A 15,928-nucleotide genomic window follows, 5' to 3' on the forward strand; every position below is an offset into this window, starting at 1 on the left:
GGGGACTTGTCCATGAGTGTGCTCGATGGCCGTGACTCGGCCGCACGGGTCAGCGAGATCACGGTGCTGCGGCAACCCGTGGTGCACCCGGACCGGGCTGTCTACGGCTACGCGATCCGCGTGGTCGTGCTCGACGGCACGGGGACGCCGTTCCCCGAGCACCAGGTCGAGCACCTGATCGAGGCCGAGTACGCGAAGCTCGACTTCGCGGTGCTGGCCGGCGACCGCGCCATCCTGCTGCGCGCGACGAACCGCCTGCTCACCGGCGACCTCGCCACCCCGGCCAGCTCCCACGGCGTCGTCCTCGAGCTCTCGCCCCTGCTCGCCCAGCGCGCCGACGCGCGGCTCCTCGTCGACGCGGCCCGGCAGCGCGGCGCCCGCATCGCCCTCGCCGACTACTCCGGCAGCTCCTCGCAGGACGAGCTGCTCCCCCAGGTCGACCTCGTGAAGATCGACGTGGCGCGCGGCCCGGACCGGGTCAGCGAGCTCGTGTCCCGGGCGCATGCCGCCGGCGCCACGGTCATCGGCGAGCGCGCCGACAACCGCGAGCGGATCCGCCTCGGCCAGCAGGCCGGCGTCGACCTGCTCCAGGGCCCCATGTTCCAGCGCCACCCCGAGACCACGGGCCGCGACTTCTCCGCGGGCGAGCTCCAGTGCCTCGAGCTCATGCAGCTCCTCAGCGCGGAGTCCATCGACCAGGCCGCCGTGGTGCGGGTGGTCAGCTCGGACCCCGAGCTCGCGATCCGGGTGCTGCACCTGGTGAACTCGAGCGTGTACGCGCTGCGCCGCGAGGTCGACTCGGTGCACCAGGCTGTGGTGCTGGTCGGCCCGCAGCAGCTCTCCGCCCTGGCGATGGCCTCGCTCATCGACTCGCGCCCCACCACCGTGGGGGCCCTGTGGGCGACGCTCACCCGCGCGCTGACCTGCCGCAGCCTCACCGGCGAGGACGCCGCGTACACCGTGGGGCTGCTCTCCGCCGTCGCCTCCCAGCTCGGCGTCGCCACCAGCGACCTGGTGAGCCGCACAGGCGTCTCCAACGACGTCGCGCGCGCCCTCAACGAGCAGACCGGCCCCTACGGCCCGACGCTGGCCGCGGTGCTCGCCCACGAGGAGAACGACGTCGACGGCGTCCGCGCGACGGGCCTGGAGCCCTACGACGTGGCCCACGCGTACCTCGCCGCCGTGCCCGAGGCCCTCGCCACGGCGACGTCCCTGGCGGTCGGGTCCCGGTCGTAGCCAGGTTCGCGACGTAACCTGTGACAGTGCCATCACTGATCGAGGTCGTGCTCCACCCGGATCGCCGTCAGGCGAACCCGGAGCCGCTCGACGTCAGCCTGCGCCCGGTGTTCCTCGTCGGCATCGTGGTCTGGCTGGTCGCACTGGGCGTCTCGGCGCTGCTGTGGTGGCGCGGCACGATCGACAGCACCTCGCTGTGGGTGTGCGCCACCGGCATGCTGCTCGGCGCCGGCGGCTACCTCTGGTCACGGCAGAAGCCGGGCCGCTGACCCCTGCGCTCGTGTCGAGCGCTCAGGGCAGCTCCTCGCGGGAGCGCACCGCCCCGCCACCCCACGTCAGCTCCACCCCCGCGCGCCGGCGCGTCGTGGCGTTCGCGTGCACCGACCATCGCGGCACCCACCGCGCGAGCGCGCCCGCAGCGAGCAGCCCCAGGCCGCCGATGGTCGCGATGCCCGCCGCGAGGCTGCCCAGCGCGGCCCCGGCCGAGACCACCAGCGGCCCCGCCGCGGCGCCCGAGTCCTGCAGCAGCCGCCACGCGCCGAGGAACTGCGAGCGTCCGGCCACGGGCGCCACGTCGGCGCCCAGCGTCATGAGGATCCCGGAGCCGATGCCGTTGCCCAGCCCCATGACCATCGCCACCACGGCCAGGCTGACGAGGCTGTGGGTCAGCGGCAGCACGGCGATGCTCAGCCCCAGCACCAGCATCGACGGCACCGCCACCCACATCCGCCCGCGCCGGTCCATGACCCGGCCCGCCGGGTAGAACAGCAGCATGTCCACGGCCCCCGAGAGGCCGAAGACGAGGCTCGTGGCCGTCGGGGACAAGCCGATGTGCTCCGACCACAGCGGCAGCACCACCTGCTTGCTGGCCCGGACGGCGCCCACCAGCACCACCGCCGTGCCGAGCGTCGCCAGCACCCGCCAGTGCTGTGCCAGCACCTGCCGGGTCGAGACGCGGACCGCCGCGGCGCGGGCCGCCCGCCCGCCGCCCTCGACGTCGGGGACCAGCAGCACCACCAGGCCCGCGGCGAACGCGGTGCCGACCGCGAGCCAGAACACCCCGCGCAACTCGGTGAAGTGCAGCACCGCCGCGCCGAGGAACGGCCCGAGGAACGACCCGATGCGCGTCACGCCGCCGAGCGTCGACATGGCCCGCGCCCGGTTCACCACAGGCGTCACCTCGGTGAGGTACGAGTGCCGGGCCAGGTGGAACACCGAGCTCGCCGCGCCCGTGCCCAGCACCGCGACGCCGAAGGTCAACAGGTTGGGCGCCAGCGCGCACCCGGCGAGCGTGAGCAGCGCGAGGACCGTCGCGACGAGCATCGCCCGCCGGTCGCCCACCCGGGCGGCCAGGGCCCCGGCGGGCACGTCGCCGAGCACCTGCCCGACGCCGAGCAGCGCCACCAGGACGCTCGCCCCCGCCAGGCTCGCGCCCAGGTCGGAGGCCGCCAGCGCCACCACCGGCAGGATCGCCCCGAGCCCGATCTCGAAGACCAGGCTGGGCGCGAGCACCCCGGCGAGCACGGCGCCTGAGGACAGCTTCGCGACCCGCGTGGGGCCGGGTTCAGGCTTGGCGGGCTCCTCAGGCTCGGCGGGCTCGGGCATGGCGGGCTCAGGCGGCTTCGGAGCCGTCATCCACGCGCCTGCAGGTCGGGGTCCAGAGCCGCCTCGACCCGCAGCTCGGCAAGCCGGTCGGGGTCGGTGAGCACCGTCTCCACCGCATGCCGGGCCCAGAACCGCCCGGCGGCCTGCGCGAGGCCGCGCGCCAGCCCGGCGAGCTGCGTCGCGTGCACCACCGCGGTCTCGCCGTGGCCCTCGACCCACCAGTCGACGGGCACGCCGTCGACCCGCAGGCTGTCGTGCTCGATCCATGTGGCGGGGGCGCCAGGCAGCAGCGCCAGGACCTCTGGGGGTGTGGGGACGCGAGCAGGGCTGCCATCGCCCTCGTCATCGGCGTCGCCCTCGTCGTCGGTGTCGTCGTCGGTGTCGTCGGTGTCAGACGAGTCGCCGGTCTCGGACGTGTCGTCGCCCAAATCGTCGTCGGAGGGGGCCGCGTCCACCCGCCCAGGCGCCAGGTCGGAGGCCAGCGGCAGGTCCAGCAGCGCGGCCAACGCCTCGGCCGTCGAGCGGTCCGCGTCCGCCGGCTGCCCGGGCAGCAGCGCCGGCACGGGGATCAGCGCTGCCAGATCGGTGCGCTGCAGCCACATCGGGGCGTCGGCCACGGCCATGTCGTCGGTGTCCGCGACCTGCGCGTCCTCGGCTGAGACCAGGGCGGGCAGCAGGTCGACGCCCTCCCCCGGGCCGTCCTGCGGCGCGTGCCTGGCGATCCACGCCCAGGTGCGCCACAGCCCGACGGCGAGCGTCAGGTCGACGGGGGTGCCCGCGTCCCCCAGCCCGTCGAGCAGCACCCCCCAGGCGGCGGCGTCCAGGTGGTGCAGGTCGCTGACGCCGCCCAGCGCGCGCTGCGCCTCGGCGTCGAGGCCGGACACCGCGGCGGGCGGCGGCGGCAGCAGCTCCCGGGCCGCCTCGTCGGCGTCGGCGGGGGCGAACGGGCGGCCCAGGCCGAGCCCGGACCGCGTGCGCAGCCACCAGGCGGTGTACGAGGGCGCCGTGCGGGCCACACCCTCGGCGCGCACCGGCTCGAGCAGGGCCGACCGCAGCCGCGGCACGCTGGCGATGCGTGCCAGAACCTGCGGCCACGCGTCGTCGGCGACGGCGTCGAGGTCCGCGACGGCGACGATCTCGGCCACATAGGAGCCCGCCCCGAGCACCCGGGCGAGCTCGGCGACGTAGTCCTCCCAGCCGTCGAGGGACTGCGCGACGAGTTGGTCGGCGCCGTCGGCGTCGAGGTCGAGCGCGTCCACGTCCACCACGACGTCGCCGACCCGCACCGTCACCAGGTCGTCGCGCACGCCCACGGCGACCAGCACGTCGGCGCCCCACCGTTCCAGGGTGGCGACCTCCACCGCCGCGAGCACGCGCGCGTCGAGCAGGCGCTCCGCGTCGGAGCCCGGCAGCAGCAGGCCGTGGGCGGGGGTGGGCTCGCCGTCGGCGGCGGGCAGCGTGAGCAGGCCCAGCCACGCCGTGACCTCGGCCGGGAGCGCCAGCGCGGAGTCGGGGCCCCGCTCGTCGAGCGCCGCGCTGACCAGTGTGAGCACCGCGTCGGTCACCTCGTCGGCGAGGCGCAGGTCGTCGTCGTCGGCCTGGTCGAGCACCGCCTGCCGCACCGCCGGGTGGGCCAGCAGGCCCGCGGCGTCCGAGGCTGTCGCGCCGAGGGCCTCCAGCAGCGGGTGCGCGGCCTCGGGGTGCACGACGCGCAGCCCCCAGCGGGACAGCACCTCGAAGGCGGCGTCCTGCGCGGCGTCGCCCGCGCCGATGTCGCGCAGCACCAGCCCCCGGGCGCCGCGCACCACCCGGCCGTCGGCCAGCGGCACCGGCAGCGCGCCCAGTTGCTCGCGGACGTCCGGCTCGGAGGCCACGGGCGCCAGCGCGGCGTACAGGTCCCGCCACCGGCCCGGGTCGGCGCCACCGGCCGCGGGCAGCTCCTCGACCAGGTCGGACAGGTCCCGCAGCTCGACGCCCAGCGTGCGCGCCGCCGCCTCCGAGCCCGGGGCGAGGCGCACCAGCCCCGAGGCGTGCTCGGCCAACGCCGCCACGGCCCCAGGGTCCCGTCCGGCCGGCCCGGAGAGCGCCACCGCGCGCCGTGGCTCGAGTAGGCCGCCCACCACGGCGTCGCCGCCGTCCGTGTCGGCGTCGGGCAATGGCCGCGCCGCCGGGGCCAGCAGCGGGGTGCTGGCGAGCCGCTCCACCAGCCGCTCGCGCAGGGCGCCGTCCAGCCAGCCACCCGGCAGCCCGGTGGGCGCCAGGGCCAGCGGGTCGTCTCCGGCGTCCGCGAGCGTGATCGCGAGCCGGGCGTACACGTCCGCCGCGTGGTCCAGCACCGCGTCCGTCAGCGGCCCGCGGGCCACGTGGCGCCGTGCGGGGTCCAGCGGGAGCGTCGCCACCAGCAGCGCTGGCGCCGTGCACGGCTCGTCGGTGGGCGTGGGGGCGTGCACCACGCGCTCCCAGTGGGCGCCCGCGCCGGCGACGGGCACCGCCCAGGTGACCCGCCAGCCGCGCGCGTCGCGCTCCTCGACGGGCCGGTCGGCGAGCAGCGCGAGGTCCAGCTCGCCCTGCGCGGACGCCACATGCCACCGGTCCCCCACCTGCGCGATGCGCCGCACCGGCTGATCGGCGCCGTCGTCCTCGACGACGATCTCCACCAGGCCGGGAAGCGCCAGCAGCAGCGGGTCGCCCACGGCGGCGAGCAGGGCCCGCACCTCGTCGGTGGCGACCTCGTCACGCAGCTCGAGCACCACTGCGGTGTCGTAGCCCGTCGGCGGGGTCCCCTCGGCGGGCAGCGGCAGCCGCAGCGCGGGCAGCGAGCCGTCCCGGCGGCGCACCTCCTCCGCGAGTGCGGGCAGGTCTGCGGAGGCCTCGGCCAGCAGCTCGCGGGTGTCCGCGAGCGAGAACCGCACCCCGCCGGAGGCGGACAGCACCGACACCTCGTCGGCGACGGAGCGGACGGCGGCGAATCCCACGCCGAACCGGCCGACGACGCCGGGAGTCGCGGCGCTCCCCTCAGGCGCGTCGCGCTTCGCCGAGGCGCGCATCGACGCGAGCGACGCCACTCCCGCGGCGTCCAGCGGGGCGCCCGTGTTCGCCGCGACGAGCACGGCGCCGTCCTGCGTGTCGGCGAGCCGCAGCAGCAGCCGTCCCGGCATGCCCGCACGGGTGGCGGCGTCCGACGCGTTCTGCGCGAGCTCGACGAGGACCCGGTCGCGGTAGTACCCGCGGGCGTGGTCCTCCTCGGTGTTGGCGTCCTCGCGGAGCCGGGCCGCTGAGGCCCGCCACGCCTCCAGCACGGCGGCGCGCAACGCCGCCGTGTCGAAGGCGTCCGAGGTCACCGGTCCGGGCTCAGCGTGTCGGCGACCTCGTCGGCGGCTGGCACGTCCGAGACGATCTCGGGCACGACGACCGCGGCGGTGGGGACCTCGGCCGGGCCCGCGTCAGCGTCGGAGGCGGCTGCGTCGGCGGAGGCGGAGGCGGTGGCGTCGGGGGTGTCGGCGTCCATCCGGACCACCTCCACCTCCATCTCGTCGATGCTCGGGTCGGGGGCCGGCCAGTCGCTCGGATGCGGCTCCACGTCCGTCTCGGAGTGCGCGCCGCAGCCGTGGTCGAGGCTCACCACGCGCCCGTCGTCGGGGGACCACTCGTTCGCGCAGACCCCGAAGAGGCGCCCCAGGGAGCCCTGCAACGGGATCAGGAACGCGCAGGTGACGCAGGCGGCGGCAGCGGTGACCGCGCCGGCGGCCGTGGGCCCCTGCGAGCCGCGGTACCAGCGCTCGGCCACCTCGTCGAGGCCCTGCGGCGACAGCACGCGGGCACGGGCGAGGGCGAGCTCGTCAATGGCGACCTCGTCGACCTCGGGGTCGCCGGTGGGCGTCCACCCCGGCTCGAGGCGCGGGTCGTCGGCGCGGAACGGCAGCACGTCGCCGGGGCCGATGTCGCCCGGGCGCAGCCGCTCCGACCACGGCACCCACTCGGGGGCGAGGATCGCGTCGTCGCCGGGCAGCAGCACTGCCTCGCACACCGTGGCGGTGCGGGCGCGGGGCGCCCGGGCGACGGTGACAGTCCAGGCCCAGCCCCGGTAGCCCTTGGCCGCGCTGGCGAACCGGTGGGAGACCAGCCGCTCGCTCTCGACGACGGCGCCCAGGTACTCGCCGACGTCCGCCGGGTGCTCGGCCAGCTCGACTGCCGCCGCGCGGGCCAGCTCGACTGTCGACTCAGAGCGGAGGACGGCGTCCTTCGTCGCGGTGGCCATCCTCACGCCTCGAGGTCGTCGGCGACGGCGCGCAGCACAGCGGCGACCTTGGTCGCCCCGCCCTTCTCGGGGTAGCGGCCGCGACGCAGGCCGTTGCCGACCCCGTCGAGCAGCTTGATGAGGTCTTCGATGATGACGGCCATGTCGTCGGCCGGCTTGCGCTGCGCCTTCGCGACCGACGGCACCGGGTCGAGGACCTTCACGGACAGCGCCTGCGGGCCGCGTCGCCCGTCAGCCACCCCGAACTCGACCTTGGCCCCTGGCTTGGGAGCCGCCGCCCCCGCGGGCAGCGCCGAGGCGTGCAGGAAGACCTCGTCGCCCTCGTCGCTGGCGATGAATCCGAATCCGCGCTCGGTGTCGAACCACTTGACCTTGCCGGTGGGCACCGCAACCCCTGGTGTTCGATGGATGAATACTGGCCAATGCTACCTGTTGAGGCTGTCGCGCCATCGTCGCGCGCCGTGCCGGGGGCGCCGGGTCTGGACGGTGTCGCGGCGGGCCGCGGACGTATCGTGCCGGGATGGGAGACGACGGCACGGCGGAGCCGGACCCGACCGGAGCCCGGGAGCGGTTGGAACGGCGCAGGCGCGACGCCGTCGAGCGGCTGCGGTCCCTGCGCGGCGACCTGGCCGGCCTGTTCGACGCGCAGCGCGACACCGCCACCGACGACGAGCACGATCCGGAGGGCGCCACCCTCGCATTCGAGCGCGCGCAGGCGGACGCCCTCGCGCAGGCCGCCCTCGAGCAGGTCACCGAGATCGACGCGGCGCTGCGCAGGCTGGAGTCGGGCGACTACGGGCGGTGCGAGGCCTGCGGCGAGCCCATCTCCCCCGGGCGGTTGGAGGCGCGGCCGGCGGCGCGGACCTGCATCAGGTGCGCGTCCCGGTCGTGACGGGACCGCCGGGCGGGCTGACCTGCGCGGCCGCACGTGGCGCGCGGCCAAGGGCCGCCCCTCGGCCATAGGGCGTCGTCGCAGGGTAGGAGGTCCATCCGACACGTATCGTGGGAGGGATGGTCACGTTCACGGAGCACCTGCGCGCCCGCGGCGACGACGAGCTCGTCGCCCTGCTGCTGCAGCGCCCTGACCTGGCGGCGCCGTCGCCCTCCACGCTGTCGTCGCTGGCGGCGCGCGCCACGAGCCGGACCAGCCTGGAACGCGCCCTCGCGACGGTGGACGCGTCAGTGCTGCAGGCGCTGGAGGCGCTGGTCGCGCTGACCGACGGCGGCGCCACCGCTGGCCGTGACGACGTGGCCGCGGCGATCGGCGCCCAGCGCGCCCACCGCGAGCGCCTGGACCAGGCCCTGGACCGCGCCCACGAGCTCGCCCTGGTGTGGACCGACGAGGACGGGCTGCACCCCGCGCCGGGGCTGTCCGAGCTGCTCGGCCCGTACCCGGCGGGCCTCGCCCCGTCGACGGGCGCCCAGGAGCCGGTGGACCTCAGCGCGCTGGACGACGCGCCCGCCGCAGCCCGCTCGGTGCTGGACGCGCTGACCTGGGGCCCCCCGGTCGGCATCGCCCCGCCCGCCGGCAGCCCCGCCGCGGCGGCCGTGGACTGGCTGCTGGAGCGGCGGCTCCTGTCACCGGGCGACGCGCGCCACGTGGTGCTGCCGCGCGGCGTGGCGCTGGCCCTGCGCGAAGGTCGCACGCACCGCGCCCCCGCGACTCCCCCGGAGCCCGCCCCGACGGGCATGGCCCATGCCGAGGCGCTGGTCGCGGCGGAGTCCGCGGCGGCCGCCGAGCGGTTCGTGCGGCTCGTCGCGCTGCTGGTGCGGACTTGGGAGCAGACCCCCGCGCCGGTGCTGCGATCCGGCGGCCTGGGCGTGCGCGAGCTGCGCCGCGTCGCCGCCACCCTGGAGGTCGAGGACTCGGAGGCCGCGTTCGTCGTCGAGCTGGCCGCCGCCGCGGGCCTCGTCGCGGAGGACGAGGAGGAGAGCCCGGCGTTCGCCCCGACCCTCGCGGTGGACGAGTGGCTCAACGACGACCTGCCCTCGCGATGGGCGACGCTCGCCAGGGCGTGGGCGAGCACCGTCCGCACGCCGTGGATGGTGGGCGGCCGTGACGAGCGCGGTGGCGTGCGCGCCGCGCTCGACCCCGAGCTGTCCCGGCCCTGGGCGCCCCGGGTGCGGCACGCCGTGCTCAACGCGCTCGCGGAGGTGCCGCCCGGCACCGTGCTGCGCACCGAGGCCGTGCTGGAGCTGCTGCGCTGGCGCACACCCCGGTCGGTCCCGCCCGAGGCTGCGGTCGCCGCGACCCTGCACGAGGCGGGGATGCTGGGCGTGCTCGGCGCCGGGGCGCTGTCCCCCGCCGGCCGGGCGCTCCTCGAGGAGGTGGACCGCTCAGCGCATGCCGTGCCCTCCGACGACGAGCCGGGGATCACCCCGGAGGCCGCGCTGGCCGAGGCGCTGCCCGAGCCCGTCTCCGACCTGCTGCTCCAGGGCGACCTCACCGGCATCGTGCCCGGGCGCCCGACCCCCGAGCTGGCGGCGCTGCTCGAGCGGTCCGGCGTGATCGAGTCCCGGGGCGCCGCACTCACGGTCCGCTTCACCCCGGAGTCCATCCGCGCGGCCCTCGATGTGGGCGGCACGGCCGACGACCTGCTGGCCGGGCTGGCCGCGCATGCCCGAGGCGGCGTCCCGCAGCCGCTCGAGTACATGATCCGCGACGCGGGCCGGCGCCACGGGCAGCTGCGCGCCGGGTACGCCGCGAGCTACCTGCGGGCCGACGACCCGGCGCTGCTGGCCGGCCTCGTGGACAACCCGGCCTTGGCCGAGCTGGGCCTGATGCGCCTGGCGCCCACGGTGCTGGGCTCGGTGGCCTCGCCCCGCGAGCTGATGGCCGTGCTCCGCGAGCACGGCCTCGCCCCGATCGCCGAGGGCCCCGGCGGACAGGTGCTGCACCCCGAGCCCCAGGTGCGCCGGGTGCGCAGCGTCCGGCGCAACCAGCCCCACAAGATCGGCGCCGCCCCCGCTCGGCGCCCGGAGTCCCTCACCTCGCAGGAGCGCGCCGGCCTGGTCGCCCAGCTGGTGCCGACGTTGCGCGAGGCCGAGGGGTCTGACGACGCGTCGGGTGAGGAGCGTCGCCGGGAGCCCGCCACCCCGAACCCCGTCTCCGCGCTCGGCGTGCTGCGCGAGGCGGCGGCGCAGGGACGCGAGGTGTGGCTGGAGATGGTCGGCCCGCATGGCGTCCACCAGCGCCGACGCGTGCGCCCCGTGCACGTCGAGGGCGGCAGGGTGCGCGTGCGGGATGAGGCCCGCGACGCCGAGCTGACCGTCGCCGTGCACCGCATCGCGTCGGCCACGCCCGTCTGATCGCCCTGTCGATGCCCTCGCGCCCGGGCCCTCCCGGAACAAACCACGCCGCCTGCGGCGTTCGCAGACATGCCCGGACCCGTGATCTACCGGAAGGCACCGCATGACGAACGGCCCCCTGATCGTGCAGAGCGACAAGACCCTGCTGCTCGAGATCGACCACGACCAGGCTGCGGAGTGCCGCCGCGCGATCGCCCCGTTCGCCGAGCTGGAGCGCGCGCCCGAGCACATGCACACCTACCGGCTGACGCCGCTGGGCCTGTGGAACGCGCGCGCCGCGGGCCACGACGCCGAGCAGGTGATCTCGGTGCTGCTGGAGTACTCGCGCTACCCGGTGCCGCACGCCCTGCTCATCGACATCGCCGAGACGATGTCCCGCTACGGCCGCCTGCAGCTCGTGCAGGACCCGGTGCACGGCCTGGTGCTGCACTCCCTGGACCGCGCGGTGATGGCCGAGGTGCTGCGCTCCAAGCGCACCCAGGGCCTCGTCGGGCAGCGCCTGGACGACACCGACGTCGTGGTGCACCCCAGTGAGCGCGGGCACCTCAAGCAGGTGCTGCTCAAGCTCGGGTGGCCCGCCGAGGACCTCGCGGGCTACGTGGACGGCGAGGCGCACGCGATCGGGCTCCAGCAGGACGGCTGGTCGCTGCGCCCCTACCAGGAGCAGGCCGTCGACGGCTTCTGGCATGGCGGCTCGGGCGTCGTCGTGCTGCCCTGCGGCGCCGGGAAGACGCTCGTCGGGGCCGCCGCGATGGCGCGCTCGCAGACCACCACGCTGATCCTGGTGACGAACACCGTCAGCGCGCGGCAGTGGCGCGACGAGCTGGTGAAGCGCACCACGCTCACCGAGGAGGAGATCGGCGAGTACTCGGGCTCCCGCAAGGAGATCCGGCCCGTCACCATCGCCACCTACCAGGTGCTCACCACCAAGCGGAAGGGCGTCTACACGCACCTCGAGCTGCTCGACGTCCGCGACTGGGGCCTGGTGGTCTACGACGAGGTGCACCTGCTGCCCGCGCCGATCTTCCGCATGACCGCCGACCTGCAGGCCCGCCGCCGTCTGGGCCTGACGGCCACGCTGGTGCGCGAGGACGGCCGCGAGGACGAGGTGTTCAGCCTCATCGGGCCCAAGCGGTACGACGCGCCCTGGAAGGACATCGAGCAGCAGGGCTACATCGCGCCCGCCGACTGCGTCGAGGTGCGCCTGACGCTCCCCGAGCGCGACCGGATGCTCTACGCCACCGCCGAGCCGGAGGACAAGTACCGCCTCGCGGCGAGCGCCCCCGGCAAGAACACCGTCGTCGAGCAGCTCGTGGCCAAGCACGAGGGCGAGCCGACGCTGGTCATCGGCCAGTACCTCGACCAGCTCGAGGAGCTCGGCGAGCACATCGGCGCGGACGTCATCACCGGCGCCACCACAGTCCCCGAGCGGCAGCGGCTGTTCGACGCGTTCCGCTCCGGGGAGATCACCAAGCTCGTGGTGTCGAAGGTCGCGAACTTCTCGATCGACCTGCCCGAGGCGTCCGTCGCCATCCAGGTCTCCGGGTCGTTCGGCTCCCGCCAGGAGGAGGCCCAGCGCCTCGGCCGGCTGCTGCGCCCCAAGGGCGACGGCCGCACCGCGCACTTCTACGCCGTGGTGGCCCGCGACACCGTGGACCAGGACTTCGCGGCGCACCGCCAGCGCTTCCTCGCGGAGCAGGGTTACGCCTACACGATCGTCGACGCGGAGGACCTCGTCGCCGACTAACGTCATCCACGTCTCGCCCGGCTGAGCGGGAACCAGCGGCGCGCTCGCGTCGTTGCACCCGTGAGAACCCAGCGAGAGGATCGTGGAGTGCCACACCGCCGCACGACGATGACCAGCAAGGCACGCACCCCCTGGGCGGTGCTGGCCACGCTCCTCCTGGCGCTGGGGGCCGTGCTGCTGCCCGCGTCGGCGGCCACGGCCGCGGACCCGCTGTCGGTCTCCGGTGAGGTCACTGACCAGGTGGGCGCGCTGGGCGGTGACACCGCGGAGGTGCAGGCCGCGCTCGACGAGTTGTCCGGCGCGACCCGGTACCAGCTGTACGTCGTGTACGTCTCGACATTCGACGGGCCGTCGGACCCTGTCGCGTGGTCCGACGAGACCCGCGCGATGTCCGGGCTCGGCTCGGACGACCTGATGCTCTCGGTGGCAGTCGACGCCCGCAGGTACTCGCTGTCGCCGGAGAACGTGCCCGGGCTGAGCTCGTCCCAGCTCGACGACATCCAGGCCGCGATCGAGGACGAGCTCTCCGGCGACAACTGGGCGGGCGCGGCGATCACCGCCGCCCAGGAGATCCAGGCCGCGGCTGCCGGCGGCGGCGCGGGCGGCGGGCAACCGGCAGGCGACGGCTCGTCGGAGGGGTCCTCCGGCAGCGGTTTCCTCACGTTCCTGCTGGTCGGCCTCGTGGTCATCGTCGGGATCCTGGTGTGGACCACGATGAGCCGCCGCAAGCGGCCGGCGCCCGTCGGCGCGGGGGCTCCCAGCGGCCTGGAACGGCTCCCCACCGAGGAGCTGCGCAGCCGTGCGAGCTCCGCGCTGGTGCAGCTCGACGACGCCCTGCGCACCTCGGAGCAGGAGCTGGGCTTCGCCGAGGCGCAGTTCGGGCCGGAGGCCACCCGCGAGTTCACGCAGGTGCTCGCCACAGCGAAGACGCAGGTCAACGAGGCCTTCCGGGCGCGCCAGCAGCTCGACGACAGCACCCGCGAGGCCGAGCCGCAGGTGCGCGCGGCCGCGATCCACATCCTCACCATCTGCCACCAGGCGGCGCAGGCGCTGGACGCCCAGCAGGACAAGTTCGACGAGCTGCGGGACCTGCAGGCCCGGGCGCCCCAGATGCTCGCGGACGAGTCGGCGGCGGCGGACACGCTGGCCGCGCGCGTCGACCCGGCCCGCGCGACGCTCGCCACGCTCAGCCAGTCCTACCCGCCGGAGGCCCTGGCCTCGGTGGCCGCCAACCCGGACCAGGCGCTCGCGCTGCTCGCCGACGTCCGCTCCACCATCGACCAGGGCCGTGCCGCGCTGGAGCAGGACGACCGCGGCCGGGCCGTCGGCTTCGCCCGCGCCGCCGAGAACGCGCTGGGCCAGGTCAGGACCCTGCTCGACGCCGTGGACCGGGCCGGCGAGGACCTGGCCGCCGCGTCCGGGCGCCTGCAGCAGGCCATCGCGTCCATCTCCTCGGACATCTCCGACGCGGCGCGCCTGGCCCCGGACCGCGCCGACGTCACCGCGCGCGTCACCGACGCGCGCCACGCCATCGAGCAGGCCCGCGCCGCCCAGCAGGGGGGCGACCCGCTGGCCGCGCTGCGGGACATCACCTCGGCGGAGGCCGCCCTGGACGCGGCCCTGGCGCCGATGCGCGAGGCCGAGGAGCAGGCCCGTCGGTCGTCCGCGCTGCTGCGCGACGTCCTGGGCCGGCTCGACTCGCAGATCCGCGCCACCACCGACTTCGTCGAGACCCGGCGCGGCGCGGTGGGCCCCGAGGCCCGCACGAGCCTCGCGGAGGCGCAGCGGCTGTTCCGGCAGGCCCTCGACCAGCGTGACTCCGACCCGACGTCGGCCCTCGCGGCCGCGCAGCACGCCGAGCGCTTCGCGGCGGACGCCCAGTGGCGCGCCCGCGCGGACGTGGAGGCCGCGGAGGAGCGGAACCGCCGCAACGACGGCGGCTTCGGCGGCGGCGGGGGCCCGAACGTCGGGGGCATGATCCTCGGCGGCGGGCGCGGAGGCGGCTTCGGCGGTGGAGGCGGCGGTGGCGGACGGGGAGGCGGCTTCTGAGGCGCACCTGAACCCGTGCGCCGAGCGCGCCCCCACACCGGCACCCACCCCATCATCTGGCACGTCCTGACGACTGAGAGGCAGCACCCATGACCGAGAAGCAGAGCGTCTTCGGCCGCATCACCCAGCTGGCCAAGGCCAACATCAACGCGCTGATCGACAGCGCCGAGGACCCGCAGAAGATGCTGGACCAGTTGGTGCGCGACTACACCAACTCGATCGCCGACGCCGAGAAGGCCATCGCCCAGACCATCGGCAACCTGCGCCTCGCCGAGCAGGACTACAACGCGGACGTCGCCGCGGCGCGCGAGTGGGGCGGCAAGGCCATCGCCGCGTCGACGCGGGCCGACCAGTACCGCGCGCAGGGCGACACGGCGAGCGCCGACAAGTTCGACAACCTCGCCAAGGTCGCGATCCAGAAGCAGATCGCCGCCGAGGGCGAGGTCAAGCAGGCCGAGCCGATGATCGCCTCGCAGCGCGAGACGGTGGAGAAGCTCAAGAGCGGCCTCGCGCAGATGAAGGACAAGCTCGGCCAGCTCAAGCAGCGTCGCGACACGCTCGTGGCCCGGCAGAAGTCCGCCCAGGCGCAGCAGCAGGTGCAGTCCGCGATCGGCTCGATCAACGTGCTCGACCCGACCAGCGAGATCGCGCGCTTCGAGGAGAAGGTCCGCCGCCAGGAGGCCCTCGCGATGGGGCAGGCCGAGCTGGCCGCGTCGTCCCTCGACGCGCAGTTCGCCGAGCTGGAGGCGTCCGGCGAGGAGCTCGAGGTCGAGGCGCGCCTGGCCGCCCTGAAGGCCGGCTCGTCGAACGCGACGGCGATCGAGTCCACGGCTGTGACGCCGGAGATCGAGCGCTGAGTTCCCTCGAGCGGCTGAGGCCGCCTGATGTGGGTGGGGTGGGCGCGGGCGCGCTCACCCCACCGGCACGTCCGAGGCGGTGACGGCGAGCGGCTCGGGCTGGTCGATCCCCGCGCGCTGCCGGACGAGGGCGGCGAAGGCCGCGCCGATCGCCTGGCCGCCCGCCACGACCTCGTGCTCGTGCGCGGTGTAGGACTCGGCCACGGGCCCGGGGTCGATCCCGTCCTCCGCCGCCCACAGGGCCAACGCCGCCGCGCCCGCCTCCGGGTGGAACTGCAGGCCCCACGCCGTCCCCGTCCGGAACGCCTGGTACGGGTAGGTCGCGGACGCCGCGAGCCACAGCGCGCCGGCCGGCAGCTCCACGACGGCGTCCGCGTGCCAGCTCGGCATCGGGGTGCTCCGCCCGGACTGCCCCGAGCCGACGAGCCCGCCGACGAGCCCGCCGACCAGCGGGTCGCCGGCCGCCTGCGGGCGCCACCGCACGTCGATCACGCCGTGCTCCAACCCGGGGGGCGCCCCGACCTGCACGCGCCCGCCGCGGGCCACCGCGAGGAGCTGGGCGCCCAGGCAGATGCCCAGCGTCGGCAGTTGCGCGTCGACGCTGGCCGAGAGCAGCTCGCGGGTGGCCGGCAGCCACGGGGCCCGCACGTCGTCATAGGCGGACATCGGCCCGCCGAGCACGATGAGGCCGTCACCGGCCCCCGCCGCGCCCACGGGAACGGGCTCGCCCTCGTCGGCGCGGACCAGCCGCACCCGGACACCGGGGAGCCACCCCGTCAGTCGGTCGAGGCCCACATCCGCGGAGCTCTGCACAACGGTCACGACAGGGGGCTGTGGCACGGGGATCACGCAGAGGAAACTACTCCC

Annotated in this window: 12 protein-coding genes; 7 read left to right on the forward strand and 5 right to left on the reverse strand. The window is 75.7% G+C overall.

Annotation, left to right across the window (positions count from 1 at the left end):
• Positions 1-12: 12 nt before the first annotated feature.
• Together QUV83_RS01320 and QUV83_RS01325 are read left to right on the forward strand one after the other, a co-directional pair.
• Complete coding sequence (locus QUV83_RS01320; protein ID WP_289561877.1) at positions 13-1,236, forward strand: EAL and HDOD domain-containing protein; 1,224 nt, start codon at positions 13-15, stop codon at positions 1,234-1,236.
• A gap of 26 nt (positions 1,237-1,262) precedes the next feature.
• Positions 1,263-1,505, forward strand: a complete 243-nt coding sequence (locus QUV83_RS01325) for a DUF2530 domain-containing protein (protein ID WP_289561878.1) — start codon at positions 1,263-1,265, stop codon at positions 1,503-1,505.
• A gap of 22 nt (positions 1,506-1,527) precedes the next feature.
• Here QUV83_RS01325 and QUV83_RS01330 read toward each other — a convergent pair whose 3' ends face one another.
• The 4 genes from QUV83_RS01330 to QUV83_RS01345 are packed head-to-tail and all read right to left on the reverse strand — an operon-like array spanning position 1,528 to position 7,485.
• Positions 1,528-2,871: an MFS transporter gene (locus QUV83_RS01330; RefSeq protein ID WP_289561879.1), complete on the reverse strand. Its 1,344-nt coding sequence runs from the start codon at positions 2,869-2,871 to the stop codon at positions 1,528-1,530.
• Positions 2,868-6,182 (reverse strand): sacsin N-terminal ATP-binding-like domain-containing protein, encoded by a 3,315-nt coding sequence (locus tag QUV83_RS01335; protein WP_289561882.1) that lies wholly within the window; start codon positions 6,180-6,182, stop codon positions 2,868-2,870. Before QUV83_RS01335 ends, QUV83_RS01330 begins: the two co-directional genes overlap by 4 nt.
• A complete protein-coding gene (locus QUV83_RS01340) occupies positions 6,179-7,099 on the reverse strand; it encodes a DUF3027 domain-containing protein (protein ID WP_289561884.1) in 921 nt (306 codons plus the stop codon). The genes QUV83_RS01335 and QUV83_RS01340 overlap by 4 nt, the downstream gene beginning before the upstream one ends.
• Positions 7,100-7,101: 2 nt before the next feature.
• Entirely contained in the window at positions 7,102-7,485 is a 384-nt protein-coding gene (locus QUV83_RS01345; protein ID WP_066585390.1) for a cold-shock protein, read from the reverse strand.
• A 134-nt stretch (positions 7,486-7,619) separates the two neighbouring features.
• On the opposite strand from QUV83_RS01345, the gene QUV83_RS01350 reads away from it, so the two are divergent.
• From QUV83_RS01350 to QUV83_RS01370, 5 genes are all read left to right on the forward strand, one after another.
• Positions 7,620-7,991, forward strand: a complete 372-nt coding sequence (locus QUV83_RS01350; RefSeq protein WP_289561888.1) for a TraR/DksA family transcriptional regulator — start codon at positions 7,620-7,622, stop codon at positions 7,989-7,991.
• Positions 7,992-8,110: 119 nt separating this feature from the next.
• On the forward strand, positions 8,111-10,408 hold the full coding sequence (locus QUV83_RS01355) for a helicase-associated domain-containing protein (RefSeq protein WP_289561890.1): 2,298 nt from the start codon (positions 8,111-8,113) through the stop codon (positions 10,406-10,408).
• A gap of 103 nt (positions 10,409-10,511) precedes the next feature.
• A complete protein-coding gene (locus tag QUV83_RS01360) occupies positions 10,512-12,155 on the forward strand; it encodes a DNA repair helicase XPB (RefSeq protein ID WP_289561892.1) in 1,644 nt (547 codons plus the stop codon).
• A gap of 108 nt (positions 12,156-12,263) precedes the next feature.
• Positions 12,264-14,204 carry a TPM domain-containing protein gene (locus QUV83_RS01365; protein WP_289561894.1) on the forward strand — a complete coding sequence of 647 codons (1,941 nt, stop codon included), beginning with the start codon at positions 12,264-12,266 and terminating at the stop codon, positions 14,202-14,204.
• Between the two features lie 89 nt (positions 14,205-14,293).
• On the forward strand, positions 14,294-15,061 hold the full coding sequence (locus QUV83_RS01370) for a PspA/IM30 family protein (RefSeq protein WP_289561896.1): 768 nt from the start codon (positions 14,294-14,296) through the stop codon (positions 15,059-15,061).
• Between the two features lie 54 nt (positions 15,062-15,115).
• Here QUV83_RS01370 and QUV83_RS01375 read toward each other — a convergent pair whose 3' ends face one another.
• Positions 15,116-15,883, reverse strand: a complete 768-nt coding sequence (locus QUV83_RS01375; RefSeq protein ID WP_289561898.1) for a type 1 glutamine amidotransferase — start codon at positions 15,881-15,883, stop codon at positions 15,116-15,118.
• Positions 15,884-15,928: the final 45 nt, after the last annotated feature.

The organism is Cellulomonas cellasea (genome assembly GCF_030372105.1).
GTDB lineage: Bacteria > Actinomycetota > Actinomycetes > Actinomycetales > Cellulomonadaceae > Cellulomonas_A > Cellulomonas_A cellasea_A.